The sequence below is a fragment of the Eubacterium limosum genome (assembly GCF_000807675.2).
GTDB lineage: Bacteria > Bacillota > Clostridia > Eubacteriales > Eubacteriaceae > Eubacterium > Eubacterium limosum.
This window is the reverse complement of sequence record NZ_CP019962.1, coordinates 1,896,036-1,912,889: the sequence shown is the minus strand read 5'-3', so window position 1 is coordinate 1,912,889 and position 16,854 is coordinate 1,896,036. Positions and strand designations below refer to the sequence as shown.

General features: G+C 47.4%; 17 protein-coding genes. All 17 read right to left on the bottom strand.

What is annotated here, in order from left to right; genetic code table 11:
* Nucleotides 1–4: 4 nt before the first annotated feature.
* Nucleotides 5–256: a TfoX/Sxy family protein gene (locus B2M23_RS08850; protein WP_038352821.1), complete on the bottom strand. Its 252-nt coding sequence runs from the start codon at nucleotides 254–256 to the stop codon at nucleotides 5–7.
* Nucleotides 257–258: 2 nt separating this feature from the next.
* Nucleotides 259–1,077 carry a nitroreductase family protein gene (locus tag B2M23_RS08845; RefSeq protein ID WP_038352822.1) on the bottom strand — a complete coding sequence of 273 codons (819 nt, stop codon included), beginning with the start codon at nucleotides 1,075–1,077 and terminating at the stop codon, nucleotides 259–261.
* Nucleotides 1,078–1,176: 99 nt separating this feature from the next.
* The gene (locus B2M23_RS08840; RefSeq protein WP_038352823.1) at nucleotides 1,177–1,884 is read right to left on the bottom strand and encodes an Rv2686c family ABC transporter permease subunit; all 708 of its coding nucleotides are present in this window, start codon (nucleotides 1,882–1,884) and stop codon (nucleotides 1,177–1,179) included.
* Nucleotides 1,881–2,447: an ABC transporter permease gene (locus tag B2M23_RS08835; protein ID WP_052237312.1), complete on the bottom strand. Its 567-nt coding sequence runs from the start codon at nucleotides 2,445–2,447 to the stop codon at nucleotides 1,881–1,883. Before B2M23_RS08835 ends, B2M23_RS08840 begins: the two co-directional genes overlap by 4 nt.
* A gap of 106 nt (nucleotides 2,448–2,553) precedes the next feature.
* A complete protein-coding gene (locus tag B2M23_RS08830; RefSeq protein ID WP_038352824.1) occupies nucleotides 2,554–3,399 on the bottom strand; it encodes an ABC transporter ATP-binding protein in 846 nt (281 codons plus the stop codon).
* Nucleotides 3,392–3,994, bottom strand: a complete 603-nt coding sequence (locus B2M23_RS08825; protein WP_038352825.1) for a TetR/AcrR family transcriptional regulator — start codon at nucleotides 3,992–3,994, stop codon at nucleotides 3,392–3,394. The genes B2M23_RS08830 and B2M23_RS08825 overlap by 8 nt, the downstream gene beginning before the upstream one ends.
* Nucleotides 3,995–4,120: 126 nt before the next feature.
* On the bottom strand, nucleotides 4,121–4,561 hold the full coding sequence (locus B2M23_RS08820; protein ID WP_038352826.1) for a GNAT family N-acetyltransferase: 441 nt from the start codon (nucleotides 4,559–4,561) through the stop codon (nucleotides 4,121–4,123).
* A 26-nt stretch (nucleotides 4,562–4,587) separates the two neighbouring features.
* Nucleotides 4,588–6,033 (bottom strand): coproporphyrinogen dehydrogenase HemZ, encoded by a 1,446-nt coding sequence (hemZ, locus tag B2M23_RS08815; RefSeq protein WP_038352827.1) that lies wholly within the window; start codon nucleotides 6,031–6,033, stop codon nucleotides 4,588–4,590.
* Nucleotides 6,034–6,036: 3 nt separating this feature from the next.
* Nucleotides 6,037–6,666: an MBL fold metallo-hydrolase gene (locus B2M23_RS08810; protein ID WP_081571153.1), complete on the bottom strand. Its 630-nt coding sequence runs from the start codon at nucleotides 6,664–6,666 to the stop codon at nucleotides 6,037–6,039.
* A gap of 11 nt (nucleotides 6,667–6,677) precedes the next feature.
* Nucleotides 6,678–7,130, bottom strand: a complete 453-nt coding sequence (gene dtd, locus B2M23_RS08805; protein WP_038352828.1) for a D-aminoacyl-tRNA deacylase — start codon at nucleotides 7,128–7,130, stop codon at nucleotides 6,678–6,680.
* Between the two features lie 8 nt (nucleotides 7,131–7,138).
* A complete protein-coding gene (locus tag B2M23_RS08800) occupies nucleotides 7,139–9,316 on the bottom strand; it encodes a RelA/SpoT family protein (protein WP_038352829.1) in 2,178 nt (725 codons plus the stop codon).
* Between the two features lie 84 nt (nucleotides 9,317–9,400).
* Entirely contained in the window at nucleotides 9,401–9,919 is a 519-nt protein-coding gene (locus B2M23_RS08795; protein WP_013381783.1) for an adenine phosphoribosyltransferase, read from the bottom strand.
* Nucleotides 9,920–9,945: 26 nt separating this feature from the next.
* Nucleotides 9,946–12,018 (bottom strand): single-stranded-DNA-specific exonuclease RecJ, encoded by a 2,073-nt coding sequence (gene recJ, locus B2M23_RS08790; RefSeq protein ID WP_052237313.1) that lies wholly within the window; start codon nucleotides 12,016–12,018, stop codon nucleotides 9,946–9,948.
* 62 nt (nucleotides 12,019–12,080) lie between these two features.
* Complete coding sequence (gene secF / locus B2M23_RS08785; protein WP_038352830.1) at nucleotides 12,081–13,025, bottom strand: protein translocase subunit SecF; 945 nt, start codon at nucleotides 13,023–13,025, stop codon at nucleotides 12,081–12,083.
* A gap of 15 nt (nucleotides 13,026–13,040) precedes the next feature.
* Complete coding sequence (gene secD / locus B2M23_RS08780) at nucleotides 13,041–14,300, bottom strand: protein translocase subunit SecD (protein ID WP_038352831.1); 1,260 nt, start codon at nucleotides 14,298–14,300, stop codon at nucleotides 13,041–13,043.
* Nucleotides 14,301–14,334: 34 nt separating this feature from the next.
* The gene (gene gltX / locus B2M23_RS08775) at nucleotides 14,335–15,819 is read right to left on the bottom strand and encodes a glutamate--tRNA ligase (protein WP_038352832.1); all 1,485 of its coding nucleotides are present in this window, start codon (nucleotides 15,817–15,819) and stop codon (nucleotides 14,335–14,337) included.
* Nucleotides 15,820–15,887: 68 nt separating this feature from the next.
* Entirely contained in the window at nucleotides 15,888–16,835 is a 948-nt protein-coding gene (gene queG / locus B2M23_RS08770) for a tRNA epoxyqueuosine(34) reductase QueG (RefSeq protein ID WP_052237314.1), read from the bottom strand.
* Between the last annotated feature and the right edge of the window lie 19 nt (nucleotides 16,836–16,854).

Here is a 16,854-nt window from a genome sequence, read left to right as displayed (position 1 = left end):
TACCCTAAAGGCTGTTAAACCAATCCTTAAGCTCTTGCTTTACCTCATTAGGCAAATCGTATTTTCGAACGCCCTGAATCGCGCCTTCCAAACCCATAAGCTTATGGAGACAGGAGCCGGGATCATTCTGCTTTAATCTTAAAAAAGCCTCCTTTGTTCCAGCTGCACGTAACTTTTCCGGAGTGTCAATTCCGACTGCCTCCAGCTCTCTGGCAACCACCTTTCCAATATTTGGCAGTTTTTCCAATTGTGACATATCTACACTTCCTTTCTTATCCAGGACATAGTATAGAACCCATTTTCCGGGGTATGCGCAACGGCCTCCGGCATTACTTCCAGCCCACCATCAATACCAAGCTCCTGACAGGCCAGATCAAAATGGCACAGGGCAATGCCCAGATCAATACGGTTCATGCTGCGCGGTGCCATACGGTAAAAGTGCGCGCCCTCAGGCCCAATGAGCACCTGCCACGGCTGACAGTTTCTTGAGGATGGGGCCAGACGCACCATCTCAAGAGGAAGGCCAAAATCCCCCGCGCTTTTTTGGGTGAGCGGGATATTCCAGTTATCTGTAAAAAAGATGGTCTCAAAAGACTTCCTGGAGCGCTGTTTGGTTACCCTGCTCATGGTTTTAGACACCATGGACGGTTTGGCAGACGCCTGACCGACCGGCGATACAATGGGCAGCATTTCGTCTGCCTTCAGCTGAACTGCGTCGGCAAAGGCCCCCTTGTTAAAAGTTCCACCAATCCAGCAAGTACCCAGTCCCAGCTGTGTGCTTTTAAGCACGACCTTCTCAAAGGCATATCCCAAGGCTTCCTCCGCAAAATTGCTCCGGTCGCAGCAAACAGCAAAAAATGCCTGCGCATTTTTAATGACTCCATAGGTGCCCAGTCGGTGTTTCCCAGGGTATTCACCGGTTTTAATTAACTCTACTCTTATTCGTGCATCAAAGGGATGCTCTATATGCCGCAGATAGTCCTGAAGCTGCCCTTCTGCTGCGTGGTGCATGGGACGCTTGCTATAGCTGCGTATCGAACGGCGGGCTTTCATTGCCTCGATTACCGATTTTTTCATCCTTACCACCTCTCCTTGGCATCCGTTTTTTATGTGATACCAAGTGTTGCTCTTAGGATACCACCAACCAGCAAAAATTTCAAGTTTTAACCTTCTGAACTAGGTCAGCTTTAACGAAAAACGGCGCCACAACACAAAAAACCAGAGGACCGATGTCGCTGTAAATAAGAGGATGGCACAAATGCCCGGCGTTATGGCCCACTGAGCAATCCAGAAAGATGGCAATAAGCCGAACACATACTTCTCACCCCCTCTGAGCACAAAAGGGATCACCATTCCAAACAAAATAAGACCAGAAAGCTTGCTGATTGCCATCCCCTCCACTTTGTTGGAGGACAGGCTGACAATAAGCATGGCTGCTAGCATCCCCAGAACCGCAGACTGCAGGGACAGACTGACCATGATAAAGACCGAATTAACTGATAGCCTGAAAACTGCCAGAACACAAAAGGACATCAGTCCTGAAAGTGCGGCGGGGAAAACCAGCCGAGACACCAGATATCCCTTTTTACCAATTGGTGTAACACAGAGGTAAGCGCTCATATGACTGTCAGCCTCGGCCAAAATAACCATGGCCGAGACAAAGCACAGCATGTAAGGAGTGATACCGGAAAGGAACAGGTCCAGCAATAAATAGTAGGACCTAAGTCCAAAGCCAAACCATTTAACGAACAACGGCTCCAGTGCCGGAATACCGAATCGAAAAAACATACCGCAAAGCAGCGGGGCTGCACATACCATAACCAGCATCCTATCTGCCGCAATCTGACGAATAAAATAACAAAACGAACGATTCAGTGCTCTCATAACGTCACACCTCCAAGATGACTGGTCATTTTTATATAAGCAGCCCGCGCTGTAAAGAATGCTGCTGCCAGCCACAGAATCAGGCTGAGAGCCGTCCAGTTAATACTTCCGCTTATGAGCTGATAAACCGCCACACCGGGATGCAGAGCGAGTATCCAAGGCCGGTAACCGGCTACCCACAAAATCGCGGGGCCAAAGATCAGCAGTTCAATGGGCACAGTTACCAGTATAAACTGGTTAAGCGTAGAAATTCCGGTACCTGCTGCCAAGCCTACCATGCTGAAAAGCATCGCGCCAGTAAATGTGCCGGCACATAAGAGGGGCAGGCTTGGGCTGCCGCCTACCACACCCAGCACCGCTGCGGCCAGAGTGCTGATCAAGGACAGAGACAAGGCTTTTGAAACGATATACTCCTCCGGACGCACCGGTGAAACGGCAAGGGATTCCAGTACACGCTGGCTCCGCTCCAGGAGAAGAACAGCTCCCATGAAGAACAGCCCCAGGGCTGCCGGATCGGAGAAGATAATTAATGCAGTGCCGGGTGCCTTCCAGTCCGGCGGCATTATGGAGACAGTACGCCCGCATAAATCACGGTCAGAATCAGGTATAGCCCATAAAAACCGTATTTCCACTGCTGACGGATATCGCCTTTTAACAGACCAGCGATTCTCATTGCAGCGCCCTCCCAGTCACTTCGATAAAAATATCGTTAAGAGTTGGTTCGCTGCTGTGTATGGATAACAGTCGGTTGCTCCTGATCAGCCCGGCAAGCAAAGAATCATCGGACAGGGAACCGAGAGGGCAGGATGCACTTTTCTCAACGTCATCCATATAGGAATATGTAACCCTGGCGGCTCCCTTTGACATTATCAGGTGGTGCGGTGTATCCACTGCTTTCATCTCGCCATCGACAATAAAGGCAACACGATCACAGAGCTCTGTGGCATCCTGCATATTGTGGGTAGTCAGAATAATTGCCTTTCCCTGACTGCGCTGTTCTTTGATCAGGGTCTTCATATGACTGCTGCTCACAGGGTCAAGGCCGCTTGTGGGCTCGTCCAAAAACAGAATATCGGGATTGTGGCGAATGGCTTTGACGAAATTGAGGCGGGACTTCATCCCCTTTGAATAAGCTGCCACCTTTTTATTTCCATCGTTCTCCAGACCAACACTTTCTAAAAGCTCCCCAATTGGCAGGAGGGGACCTTTATAAAGCGAACCAAAAAAGTCAAGGTTCTCATGTGCAGTCATTTTTTCATAAAAGCTTGGAAACTCAAAATCTACACCAATCTGCTCATAAAAGCTGTTGCTGTGATCCCGGACTTCTTTCCCGTTGACCACAGCGCTGCCGCCATAGCCGGGCAGTATACCTGTCAGAATTTTCTGCAGGGTGCTTTTTCCTGCCCCAGAAGGCCCTAAAAAACCAAAAATCTCACCTCGCTCCACTTCAAAACTAATCGACTTGATAAAGGGCTTATGGGTATAGCTGAAACTCAAATTTTCTGCTTTAATCATTTTTCACCTCAAAAAGCTGAATGGCCACACCGTGCAGCAGCATTTTCAGCACATCGTCAAATATCGGGGCGCCAATCTCTCTTTTATGAAGGAGCAGTAAAAAAACTGCTCTTAGTGCAGCGCTGAACAACTCGAGCTTTTTTCCCTCTACTCCCGGCAGCATAGCTGCCAGCTGTTCGACACTGAAATCATCCTGAGCCTGATGTGCTGCTACCACTTCGTCGGGTAGTCTGCGCATGAGCAGCTCCAGGTCACCGCTCACAATCATTGGCATAAGAATACTGTCGTCCGCCATTTTACAAAAACTGAAAAGCAGACCCGTCAATGTATCCGGGGTCATATTGCCTTTTAATGCTCCAACGGCTTTCAAAACCTCTTTCTGTACAGTATCATGAAAGTCCATCATCACCTCAAAAAAGAGCATTTCCTTGGAGGGATAAAACAGATAAAAGGTCCCCTTGGGAATATTGACCCGGCGCACCAGCTCATCGACCGATGTCTTGCGCATTCCATACTGTTTAATACATAAAATTGCCTCCTCATGGAGCCTCTGGCGAATATAAGCCCGCTCCTGATCCGAATAAGCCCTTGGCATTTTCAATCCTCTTTTCTTTTATTTGACCATTTTCGTTTTATTAGTCAAATAATATCATTCATTATGGATTGAGTCAAGCGAATAAAAAAAGACCTGCCGCTTTACCAGAGACAGGCCGTATAATAATTACAGCTCTTTATGCATCATCAGCCATTCGTCTACATCAGAATAGCCGAGACTTTTATAAAACTCATGTGTTTCCGGCGCTCTCAGGGTCATTAAAATAATTTCCTCCACACCGTTCTTTTTTACATGCTCGGTCATTTCATCTAAGAGCCGGGTGCCTATGCCCTCGCCCTTATGATCGACATCTACGCAGAATTCCTTGACCTGGAAGGCCATCTTAGTATCTTCATACTCGTAATCCCCCAGAATCATTCCGACTATATACTCATGGTCATCGAGAGCTACCATGGCACTGGCACTGTTATTGGAAAGCATAAGCTCCAGACGCTTTTCCGCACGTTCAGGTGTCCAGCTGTCCTTCCAGGGTAATGTATTAAAAGCCTTGGCAAAAAGCTTTGAGGCTTCCTTTAAGTGTTTTTCCGTCATTTCAATAAAAATCATATCTATCACTTCCATTTTTATTTGTTTTATACCCTCTCATCAAAAAAAGCTTCATACTGGGCCATCTTTTTTCCCACGATCTCTTTGGTTCGGTCATTGTAAGTCTTAACGTCTTTCACAGTAAATATTCGATCAAAACGATCAATGTCCGGTACATAAAGCTTACCGGAGGAACCCGCCCCGATACCGATAATGGACTGCTTCTCGGCCATCATGAGAATATTGTAAATGCCTTCCCTGCCCTCCAGACAGTAACCGATATTTTCGCCGTTTCCCTGCGTGTATTTTTGACGGTACAGGTAGTAGGGCTGATACCCCCTGCGTCCCAGTTCCTCTTGAACACTGGCACAGAAAGCCTTTGAATAAGGATTTTCTACCTGCCGTCCAGTGGCTGTTTTAATGGCAGATCCTTTTTTAACAGCCAGGCAGTGTACGGTAATATTTTCAGGTCTCAAAACGATAACCTGATCTAATGAGCGCATAAAAGCCTCCTCGCTTTCGCGGTTCAGGCCTAAAATCAAATCCATGTTCACACTCTCAAAGCCCACATCACGGATAGCTTCATAAGTATCTAAAATAGCCTGCGGCGGATAATTCCGGTTTACAGCCGCCAGTGTGTCTGCGTTCATGGTCTGGGGGTTGAGACAGATACGGTTTACTCCATGTGCCCTGAGTATTTCCAGCTTTCGGAGATTTGTGGTCTCGGGCCGGCCGGCTTCGAAGGTGTACTCTCTGAGATTGCCCAGCTCCAGTTCCTCATCAAGGGCTGTCAGCAGTGCTTCGAGCTGCCTCTCATCCAAAATTGAAGGGGTGCCGCCGCCAATATACAGGGTATCCGTCGCAATTCCCCTTTCTTTGAGGTAACGCCCAGTCAGACGCACCTCGTACAACAGGTTTTTCAGATACTCTTCTACAATGGTTCGTTTTTTATCCGCTACGGTTGAGATAAAGGAGCAGTAAGAGCATTTGGCAATACACAGGGGAATTCCCACATATACGCTCACTTTCTTTTGGCTCAGGGGATAAATAATCCCCATCTCTCTCTGCGCAATACCGGTTATCAACTCAATTTTGCCTTCTGAAGCCTGGTATTTTTCCATTAGGCTCTGTTTTACCTGTAAAGGCGTCTGCCCTTCTTTTAGCAGGTTATGGGCCATTTTGACTGGCTTAATACCAGTCATTGTTCCCCAATCCAGAGTATATCCAAATAATTCACACAAAAATAGATAAAGAAACCCTTTGAAGGATTGTTTATCCATGGGTTTCTTTTCATAGTCATATTCTTTTTGCAGAACCACTTCGCCCTTCTCCACCGCCGTAAGCACCAGTATCTCGCCGCTTAAATCGACGTCGATACGGTCCTCGAGCGCCTCGTTAAAAACAACGGGAATCTCAGGCCTGAATTGCTGGTAAAGCTCAAAGCAGGGATATTCATAAAGTCGGTCTGCCAACGTAAAACTTAGTTTTTCCAAGGGTTAACCTCTGGCAATAAAAGGATTCCGCGCTCTTTCGTAGGCAATATCTGTATTTTCGCCATGGCCTGGCAATACGGTCATATCGTCATCATAGGTCATGAGGCGGCTCAGAGACTTCATCATATCCTCATAGCTTCCGCCAGGAAAATCGGTTCGTCCGATGGAGCCCTCAAACAGAGTATCTCCTGAAAAAATCACATCCTCGCCCACAAAGCAACAGCTTCCTACCGTATGTCCTGGTGTATGGATGGTGGTCAGCTTAATATTCGGGCTGATTTCCACTTCGTCCCCGTCGTGAAGCAGTACATCCGCCGGCCCAGGATTCATAGGCTGCCCCACCATGGTAGACAGATTCTTACCGGCCGAAGTCAGGGTATCCGCATCATCGGCGTAAATATAGACCTTTGATCCAGTCTGAGCCTTTGTTTTTTCCAGACCGCCTATGTGGTCAAAATGGCCGTGAGTCAGCAGAATTTTATCAACCTTTAAACCATGTTTTTCCACGGTTTCCATAATACGGTCATCCTCGAAGCCCGGGTCGATAATAACTGCGTCTTTTGTGTCCTCATCCCAGGCGATATAGCAGTTGGAGGCCATTGGACCCACCATTAATTTTACTATTTTCATCATTATTATTTCTCCTAAAACTGTTTTTCACTGTCTAACAGAAGGGTTACCGGACCGTCGTTGACGATGGATACTTCCATTTCTGCCTGAAACTCTCCAGTCTCTATTTTGGCAACGGGTTCCTTCTTCAGTTTTTCCAGAAAGAGCTCGTACTTGGCCTTTGCCGTGTCCACAGGGCCGCTTTTCGAAAAGCTCGGTCTGCGCCCTTTTCGGCAGTCGCCGTAAAGAGTAAACTGTGAGACGACCAACAGTTCTCCCCCCACATCCATAAGAGAGAGGTTCATTTTTCCCTCCTCATCCTCAAATACACGCAGGTTTACGGTCTTCTGGATAATATAGTCCATATCCTTTTCTGTATCGTCTTCCTTTATACCCAACAAGAGGTTAAAGCCACGGCCAATGGAGCCGATTACCCGGTCTCCCACTTTGACTTCTGATGCTTTTACACGCTGAATAACTGCTCTCATGTTCGCTCCTATACACGGTGAATACTGATGATTTCCGGTATTTTATTTAAATTTTTTATAAGGAGATTGAGTTCTCTCCTGGTCTTGACCTCAAAGGTCGCGGAGAAATAATCAAACTCTCCCTTTTCATTTCTGGCCGTTAAGGCTGTAAGCGGGATATTCATCTCAAGGAAAATCTTAGAGATTTCAATGAGCAGTCCCTGTTTTTCACGGGCCTTAATCTGAATTTCAGCCGTAAAACTGCCGCCTATACCAAACTTGTTCCATTCGACATCGACAATACGACTGGGGTCTGTCATTCCCAGCACGTTGGGGCAGTCGGTCCGGTGAACAGAGATTCCTCTGCCAACCGTGATATAACCCACAATTTTGTCTCCTGGTACAGGGTTACAGCACTTGGAAAAACGCACGTCAATTTCGTTGTGTCCTGCCACGATAACACTGCTGTTGGATTTCTTGAGTTTTGCGGTTTTTTTAATAACTACTTCCTCTTCGGGTTCTGGGAACTCCTTGGGGAAAAGCAGCCGCATTTTCTGCAGGACTGTACCGATTTTCACACCGCTGTAGCCAATGGCGGCATAAAAATCACTGAGGGTCTTGTAACCCATTTTGTCACTGACTACTTCCAGTTCACTTGTACTCAGGAGCTTGGTATCCTGAAGGCCTTCGCGCTTGATCTCACGCTCCAGCATGGTCTTGCCTTTGGCAATATTTTCTTCTTTTTCTTCTTTTTTGAAATACTGCCGTATTTTGTTGCGGGCATGAGCACTCTTGGTAAAGTTGAGCCAGTCACGGCTTGGACCGTTGGAGTTTTTGGAAGTCATAATCTCCACAATGTCCCCGTTATTCAGTGTATAGTTGAGAGGTACGATTTTACCATTGACTTTAGCGCCCACACAGGAGTTTCCCACATCGCTGTGGATGCGGTAGGCAAAATCCAGCGGACAGGAGCCCATTGGCAGCTCAACTACCTTGCCCTGTGGGGTAAATACATAAACCTCCTCATTGAGCAGATCAACCTTGATGGTCTCCACCAGATCGTTGGCGTTATCCAGCTCCTTCTGCCACTCGAGAATCTGGCGGAGCCAGGACATTTTGTTTTCATACCGAAGCTCCTTGTTGTTGCTGTCGGTAATGCCTTCTTTGTATTTCCAGTGTGCTGCAATCCCGTACTCTGCTGTCTCATGCATTTCTTTTGTCCGGATCTGGATCTCAAAAGGATCGCCGTTTGGCCCGATGACCGTGGTGTGAATGGACTGGTACATATTGGGCTTCGGCATTGCGATATAATCCTTGAAGCGTCCGGGAATAGGTTTCCACTGTGTATGAACAATACCCAAAACGCCGTAACAGTCCTTTACACTATCCACAATCACACGCACCGCGATGAGGTCATAGATTTCGTCAAAGTTGCGGTTCTGAGCCTTCATTTTTCTGTAAATGGAATAAAAATGCTTAGAACGGCCATAAATTTTAGCTTCAATCCCAACTTCATCAATCTTTTTCTCTAAAATCTTAATAACCTTATTGATGTATTCCTCTCGGGACTGCTTTTTCATTTTGACCTTTTTTACAAGGTCGTAATAGCCGTCAGGGTCCAGATATTTTAACGCAAGGTCTTCAAGCTCTGCCTTGATGGTCTGTATCCCCAGACGGTTCGCTATGGGCGCGTATATATCCAGCGTTTCTCTGGATTTTTCAATCTGCTTGGACTCCTTCATATACTCCAGAGTCCGCATATTGTGCAGACGGTCCACTAGCTTGATCAGGATAACACGGATGTCCTTGGACATTGCAAGAACCATTTTTCGGAGGTTCTCAGCCTGGCTTTCTTCCTTTGACTGATACTCAATCTTGCCAATTTTGGTAACGCCCTCGACCAGGTCGGCTACCTGTTCGTTAAACATTTCCTTAATATCATCGTAAGTATACGAGGTGTCCTCGATCACATCATGCAGAATGGCAGCAACTATGGTTTCCGTATCCATCTTATACTCTGCTAAAATATACGCAACCGAAACAGGATGGATGATATAGGCCTCTCCTGACAAGCGCTTCTGGTCCTTATGGGCCCCGTCTGCCAGGTGGTACGCCTTTAGAATCATCTCAGTATCTGCGTTCGGATTGTTCTTTTTCACAAGTTCGATTAAACTATCAATTTTATGTTCTATTGCTTCGTTCGCCATGGTTCTGCCCACCTTTATTTCTATGAGTGCCTACACTGGATAAAGAATGACCGAAGCTAAAAAGCCCCGGTCATTTTCAGTGTTTTATACCGGATACTGTACTAAGCTGGATACAAAATAATCCTTGAGATTTTCCCGACCCTTCAGCTCAGTCAGTTCTATTAAAAACAATGCACCGCAGACTTCGCCGCCGAGCTTTTCTACCAGGTCGATCGCCGCCTTCATGGTTCCGCCGGTTGCCAACAGGTCGTCAATGATAACCACACGATCCCCGGGCTTAATGGCACTTTTCTGAATTTCGACTGTGTTGGTGCCGTATTCAAGGTCGTATTCCTCTGCCACAACCTCGCCAGGAAGCTTGCCAGGCTTACGCACCGGAACCAGTCCCACATTCAGGAGATAGGCCAGCGGCGTACCAAAAATATAGCCTCTCGCCTCTGGAATACAAACCAGATTAACGTCAAGCGCCTTGGCAATTTTATGAAATTCGTCAATGACAAACTTAAATGCCTCCGGATCGCGGATCAGACTGTTAATATCTTTAAAACTGATTCCTTCCTTTGGAAAACCTTCAAAAATATCGATTTTGCTCTTAATATCCATTTCGTATCCTTCTCTTTTCTTATTAATCATTCATAATCAAGATATGTTCTTAATTTTACCATTAACGGTGCCTTTTGAATATCTTTTTTTCCATTTGACGCAAGAATTTCACAAAAAACCATGCCCTTTTTAAGGCGAAACCGAATGAGCTCAGACTCCTGAAGAATATTCAGACCTGCCAGCAGCTTAAAGACATTGAGCGTCTCAAATTTCCGAACAATCCGATCGACTGCCGCTCCCTTTAATTGCACTTGGCGCATCAAGGTATAGATCAGCTTCAGATCCTCCCGCGTAAGGTTCATGGCTTCACGGTCAAGGGCTGTCAATCCAAGCTCCGGCAGTTCTGCCACCGGTGCGTTTTTGATCCGCTCAACCAGGTTGTAGGCGGACTGGTTGTGGTAAAAAGGCGACCGTTTAATATCTTTTAATAATAATTGTACGCTTTTTTTGTCTCGAAAGCAATTAATTTCTGGTTTACATAGGATAGAAAATTGACCATCGGTTCCATCGTCCAGAGCGGCCCCCATTCCAAAGCCCACACAGCGGTAGGGCGGTACCAAAAACATGAGATGTGTTTTATCACTCCCCATTTTCCGGGCGTCCTGTGGCTTCAGCCCCTCCATTAAAAATACCGGCCCGGGATTTCCCACACCATAGGGCTCAAACTGATCCAGCTCCTCGACCAGAGCTTCACTCACATCGCCTATTCCCATAACACTGTCATAGTACATTGTCTTGGTCAAAAGACGGTTAATCCCCTTTTCTGACGCATAGGTATTGACCTTTTCGGCAAATCTGGGAATATCTTCCGCAGGAATGCTCAGACCAGCCGCCTGCTCATGCCCTCCGAAAGTTGTAAAAAGCTCTGAGCAACTCTGGAGTGCCTCGAAAATATTAAAGCCCTCCACACTCCGACAGGAGCCTTTGCCCATTCCCTTTTCATCAATGCCGATGACAACGACAGGGTGATACCAGGTTTCCTGAAGCTTACTGGCTACAATACCAATGACACCGGGGTGCCAGCCGTCCCCGGCCACTACCATAACACCCTGTTCGTCAAGATGCTGCTGCTCTACCTGCGCCTTAGCCAGCTCTAAAATCTCCTGCTCAATATCCTGTCGTTTTCGGTTTTCCATGCTCAGATATGCCGCGATTTCTGCCGCCTGTGCTTCATCCTGTGTCAGGTAAAGCTCAACTACCTTACCGGCCTCACCTAAACGGCCTGCCGCATTGATCTTCGGCGCTATGACAAAGCCGATGTTTCCAGCATTTACCCGCTTAAGCTCACTGACCTCAATCAACGCTCGAATTCCAAGATTGACTGGGCTGGTATTCAGATAATCGATTCCCAGAGAGGCAATGATACGGTTCTCGCTCTTCAACGGCACAATATCGGCTACAGTAGCGATGGCCGCGCATTCAATATACTCCTGCAAATCTGAATCCAGTTCCAGAACACTGTCCAGAGCCATCACCATCTTCAGCGCAATTCCTGCGCCGCAGAGCTCTGAAAAGGGGTAGGACGAATCCTCCCGCTTTGCGTCTACAACTGCCAGTGCCCGGGGGACTTCTCCCTGGCACTCATGGTGGTCTGTCACAATTACATCAACATCCTGTTCATTACAGTAGTCCACCTGTTCGTGCGCCGCAATGCCGTTGTCCACACTTACGATCAGACTGGCCCCTGCCTTAATGACTGCCTCAAGGGCTGGAATATTCATACCATAGCCCTCCTCCAAGCGGTTAGGGATCTGGTAAAAGGCTTCGATTCCAATGGCTTTAAAATAGCGCATCAGGATGGATACAGCAGTGGTACCGTCAGCGTCATAATCGCCGTAGATACAGACCTTTTCTCCCTGTTCCCTGGCCTTTAGCAATCTGTCGACAGCTTTCTGCATGTCCGGCAATCCAAAGGGATCATAAAAATCCGAGAAGTCCGGGTCCATGTAGGCCATGGCCTTATCAGCAGTGTCATATCCTCGCTTAACCAGCAATCTGGCCGACAAAGGCGTCAGACCGCATTCCTCTATCAGTTCCTCAACCGCCTCAATGTTGGCTTCTGTTTTGCTTTTTCGTTCTTTCCAAATTGTGTTTACCATATGCTTCCTCTATACAAAGAAACCGGCTGCTCAACCGTGCAGCCGGCTCCTGGTTTTTACTTTTATACCTGCGGTTGTTTATTTCTACCCTTATTGGTATTTGAAACCGCTTTTTTCTTATTCTTTTTATTGCTCTTGGAATTAGGGAACCGCTTCTGAAACTGTACCCACAGCGGGCTGGCTACAAATATTGATGAGTAGCAGCCACTGACAATCCCGACGATCAACGGCAGGGCAAAGCTTCTGATAGCCTCAACGCCAAAGATATACAGAGCCAAAATGGCCAGAAGTGTTGTCACAACCGTGTTAATGCTTCGCTTCAGGGTCTGTGAGACACTCACATTGACCAGCTCGTTAATGTCGCGCATGCCGATCCGGGTTTCATTTTCGCGGATACGGTCAAACACAACGATGGTATCATTGATAGAATACCCCAAAATAGTCAGAATAGCCGCAATAAAGGGCGCGTTGACCTGGATCTGGAACAGAGCGTAAACTCCGATGACAATGGTAATATCATAGAGCAGCGCAATGATCGCTGAGAGCCCAAAATAGAACTCAAACCGGAAGGTGATGTAGATCAGCATGAGCAGAACCGCTACAGCTGATGCGATCACCGCGTTGCGCGCTGTTTCAGAGCCGACTGTAGCTGTAACAGTATCGACTGATACCAGATCGCTGTCCTGGAGGCTGTATTTATCCCTGAACTGATTAAACAGCTCCTTGCGCTGGTCAGTGTCAAGGCTTTCCTTGGTACTGATCACAATGCGGTCCTGTCCGTCACCGGCGTATGTTATCTCCGCACTTTTGTCGTATTGATCTGTAATCTGACGTGCGTCGTCGGTATTAAACTGCGTATGCAGATCAATAGTGACAATGGTACCGCCTACAAAGTCGATCCCAAAATTCAAGCCTCTTATAAGCAGGGAACCTACGCTGATAAGAACCAGAACGATTGCGATGCTGAACCAGATTTTACTTTTTTCAACTAGTTTTAATGTCTTCATCCTTCTGCTCCTTCCTTAGATCCCATAGAACTTGCCGCTGCCAAACAGATGCGTACCGATGACCAGCTTGGTCAGATGTTTTGTAATAATAACGGCTGTCAGCAAGCTCACAATAATACCGAGAATCAATGTTACAGCAAAGCCCTGAACACTGCCGCTGCCCATGAAGAACAGCACAAAGCCTGCAATCAGTGTCGTAACATTGGAGTCGATAATAGTACCCATAGCACGTTTAAAGCCCGCGTCAATGGCGGCATTGATGGATTTTCCGGAGCGTGACTCGTCTTTAATACGTTCAAAAATGATAACATTGGCATCGACAGCCATCCCCACAGAAAGAATAATCCCGGCAATCCCTGGCAGGGTAAGTGTAACATTGGCAAAAACCATCAGAATTAAATCGAGCATAATATAGATGATCAGAGCCAGATCGGCAATAAAACCAAGGCCTCTGTACATAACAAGCATAAACAGCAGTACAGCCGCGATACCGATGGCACCGGCGATCAGACTCTGGTTCAGGGAATCCTGGCCTAGTGTCGGCCCGATGGTTGTTACTTCGATTGGGCTCAGCTTGACTGGCAGCGCGCCGCCGCGGATAAGCTCAGCCAGATTTCCTGCCTCTTCCATATCTGCCATCCCCTCGATAACGGCCTCACCATTGGTGATTGCCACGTTAACCTTTGGGCTGCTGATAACCTCCTCATCCAGCTTGATGGATATCTGCTGGTTTAGATATTTTTGCGTCGCGTCGGCAAAAAGCTGAGTGCCTTCTTCGTTGAATTTCAGGGTAACAACAGCTTCTTCCAATCCGCTGCTCGATTTCTGCTGGACTGCTTTGGAGTCCACAACGTCTTTACCGGTCAGAATAACCTCGCCGTCCGGGCCCACAAATTCCAGCTGAGCGGTTTTGCCGATCATATCCAGAGCCTGCTGCTGATCCTGTACCGACGGAATAGACACACGGATACGGTCTTCACCCTGTTTCGAAACCTGGGCTTCACTGACGCCCATGGAGTCCACACGTTTTTTTATGGCGGCGACGGTACTGTCCATTTTTTCAGACGTAATACCGCTGTCGTCTGTCGCTTCAGCCTGAAGCACCACATTTACCCCACCGGTCAGGTCCAGACCATAGTGCACATGATCTCCGATTTTTCCAATATCATAAATTCCCACACTGAGGCCATGAAACAGGGTGTAGCCGCAAAACGCAAGAATCGCAATAAAAATAACCAGTGTGATGGTCTTTTTGGTATTAACCTTTTCTTTCACACACTTTCCTCCTCTACTTAACCATTAGAGATTTCTAATGAATCATGCTGCGCATTCTTTCAAGACGCAGTAACAGCTCTTCCTTGCCGAGTACATCCATAATCAGTGTTAAATCTGGTCCGTGCATTTCGCCGGTCAACATGATACGGGTAGGCATGTAAAGCATTTTTCCTTTTATTTTTTCTGCCTTGTATTCCTTCTGTATTTCCTTCAGAATCGCTTTGGCACGTTCAGTATCCACCACGTCACTCTCTGTGATCTTTTCAACCAAAGCATTAAAAAGCACTGGAACGGTTTCTTCTTTCAGAATATCAAGGCTTTCCGGATCTGTAATCTCAAAATTGCGATCAAAGAGCATTTTTGTTTCTTCTGGAACCTGTGCAAAGTAATTGAGACGCTCACGCATAAGCTCACCAACCTTTTCAAGCCATGGCATACGGTTTTGAACATCCACTTCCGTGATATAGCCAGCGTCCAGAAGATATGGAATCATCCGCCCTGTCAGTTCCTCGATGGGAAGCTCCTTGATATAGTGGGCATTCATCCAATCCAGCTTTGCCCGGTCAAACACTGCTCCAGATTTATTGATTCTGGACAGATCAAAGGCCTCGATCAACTCGTCCATTGAAAAGATTTCCTGCTCATTCTCAGGACTCCAGCCTAAAAGCGCAAGGAAATTAATGAGCGCTTCCGGCAGATAGCCTTTTTTCAGGAAATCACCGACAGACACATCGCCCTGGCGTTTGCTGAGCTTTTTGTGGTCGTCATTCAGGATATTGGATAAATGAACGTACTGAGGCTGTTCCCAGCCAAAGCATTCATATAAATATACATGCTTAGGTGTAGAAGGCAGCCATTCCTCGCCCCGTATAACATGGGTAATGCCCATGAGATGGTCGTCAACAACAACGGCAAAATGGTAGGTTGGAAAGCCGTCGGTTTTAATTAACACCTGATCATCCAGATCGTTGGTGTTGATCTCTATCCTGCCGCGGACTGCATCGTCAAAGGCGACAACGTGGTCTTCCGGCAGCTTCAGACGGATGACGCAGGGTTCTCCCGCTGCGACACGCGCTTCCACTTCTTCCCTGGGCAGATTACGGCAATGCCCGTCATAGCGCGGTGTCTCACCGGCTGCTTTCTGCTTTTCACGCACCTCGTCCAGACGCTCCTTCGTACAAAAGCAGTAGTAAGCCTGCCCGTCTTCCAGCAGCTGGTCAATGTACTTTTTATAAATATCCAGACGTTCTGACTGGATATAAGGACCACAGTCTCCCTTTTGGATAATTTTGCCGTCCTCCTCAAAAAGGCCTTCGTCCGGCACCACGCCGGTTACCATCAAGGCATCCAGCAGATTCTCAACCGCACCTTCTTCATAACGGGTGCGGTCCGTATCTTCAAGGCGCAGCAAAAACTGTCCATTATTCTTTTGGGCAAATAAATAATTGTATAAGGCGGTTCGCAAGCTGCCCACATGCACGTTGCCAGTGGGGCTTGGAGCAAAACGATCTCTAATCATTCAATTCTCCTTCTAACTGATATCGATAATCATGGTTCTATAATTATTACACGCTAACTATTATAGCATTAATTCTTGTCTTTAGCATGATTTTTTAGGTTATTTTTAATAATTCTTGCATTTCGGGCAATGACATCTCTCCCGCGCCAGGCGGCGGCTGTCTTTCCAAACTTTTCTTCAAAATCCAGTCCGCTGATCGCTTCGGTTTCATCCAGTCCCGGATAAACGCTTTCTGGCCCTATGCCTGGCCAGTCCGGCCTGCTGTCTGATCGTCTTATATTCCAGGGACAAACCCGCTGACAGTCGTCACAGCCGTACAGGTAAGTGATCCCCAATAGTCGCTCTTCCTCTGCAGTCAGCTTTTTCTTCTGGGTCAGATAAGAAATACATCGCTCTGGCTCCAGCGTATATCCCTCTCCCAGGGCATGGTTCGGACAGGCCACGAGACAGCGTCGGCAGGTGCCGCAGCGGCTTTTAAGCGTCTCGGCAGGCTCGAAGTCGATGGAGCTATTTACCAATATTTGCCCAATAAAAAAGAAACTGCCGTATTCTGGATTGATGAGGGTGTTGTTTTTACCAAAAAAGCCCAGACCAGCCCGCCATGCTGTGGCCCGGTCCAAAAGGCGGCTGTTGTCCACATATCCTCTGTAGTCAAGGGACGGATCTGTTTCTTTCAGCAGCGCCATAAGAGCATCCATTTTTCCTGTAACCACCTCATGATAGTCCTGGCCCCAGGCCACCGAAGCAATCTTTCCGCGGGGAGTGTTATCTTCCGGCTTTGGCAGCTCAGAGCAGTAAGGCACACCGATAACGATGATCCCCTTTACCTCTGGAAAGGCCTGGCTGTAGTCAACACGTCTGGCAGGCGGTGTGCGCTCAAAACTTGTGACCCTTCCCTGCTCCCGGCGTTTTTCCAACGGCTCCAGCCACTCTGTCAGAGGGTGCGGCTCTCCGAAGCCGATCATCTTTATTCCGGCCGCCCTGGCGGCCTCTCTGATTTTTTCTTCCTTCAACATATTCTTCCTCTGGCTGTTA

What these genes read in the sequence shown, in the direction of transcription:
- gltX (WP_038352832.1), bottom strand. Translation starts at nt 15,819, where the DNA reads ATGATTAGAGATCGTTTTGCTCCAAGCCCCACTGGCAACGTGCATGTG.
- dtd (WP_038352828.1), bottom strand. Translation starts at nt 7,130, where the DNA reads ATGAGAGCAGTTATTCAGCGTGTAAAAGCATCAGAAGTCAAAGTGGGA.
- B2M23_RS08810 (WP_081571153.1), bottom strand. Translation starts at nt 6,666, where the DNA reads ATGATGAAAATAGTAAAATTAATGGTGGGTCCAATGGCCTCCAACTGC.
- B2M23_RS08850 (WP_038352821.1), bottom strand. Translation starts at nt 256, where the DNA reads ATGTCACAATTGGAAAAACTGCCAAATATTGGAAAGGTGGTTGCCAGA.
- B2M23_RS08800 (WP_038352829.1), bottom strand. Translation starts at nt 9,316, where the DNA reads ATGGCGAACGAAGCAATAGAACATAAAATTGATAGTTTAATCGAACTT.
- B2M23_RS08830 (WP_038352824.1), bottom strand. Translation starts at nt 3,399, where the DNA reads ATGATTAAAGCAGAAAATTTGAGTTTCAGCTATACCCATAAGCCCTTT.
- secF (WP_038352830.1), bottom strand. Translation starts at nt 13,025, where the DNA reads ATGAAGACATTAAAACTAGTTGAAAAAAGTAAAATCTGGTTCAGCATC.
- B2M23_RS08825 (WP_038352825.1), bottom strand. Translation starts at nt 3,994, where the DNA reads ATGCCAAGGGCTTATTCGGATCAGGAGCGGGCTTATATTCGCCAGAGG.
- queG (WP_052237314.1), bottom strand. Translation starts at nt 16,835, where the DNA reads ATGTTGAAGGAAGAAAAAATCAGAGAGGCCGCCAGGGCGGCCGGAATA.
- B2M23_RS08845 (WP_038352822.1), bottom strand. Translation starts at nt 1,077, where the DNA reads ATGAAAAAATCGGTAATCGAGGCAATGAAAGCCCGCCGTTCGATACGC.
- B2M23_RS08820 (WP_038352826.1), bottom strand. Translation starts at nt 4,561, where the DNA reads ATGATTTTTATTGAAATGACGGAAAAACACTTAAAGGAAGCCTCAAAG.
- B2M23_RS08840 (WP_038352823.1), bottom strand. Translation starts at nt 1,884, where the DNA reads ATGAGAGCACTGAATCGTTCGTTTTGTTATTTTATTCGTCAGATTGCG.
- B2M23_RS08795 (WP_013381783.1), bottom strand. Translation starts at nt 9,919, where the DNA reads ATGGATATTAAGAGCAAAATCGATATTTTTGAAGGTTTTCCAAAGGAA.
- recJ (WP_052237313.1), bottom strand. Translation starts at nt 12,018, where the DNA reads ATGGTAAACACAATTTGGAAAGAACGAAAAAGCAAAACAGAAGCCAAC.
- B2M23_RS08835 (WP_052237312.1), bottom strand. Translation starts at nt 2,447, where the DNA reads ATGCCGCCGGACTGGAAGGCACCCGGCACTGCATTAATTATCTTCTCC.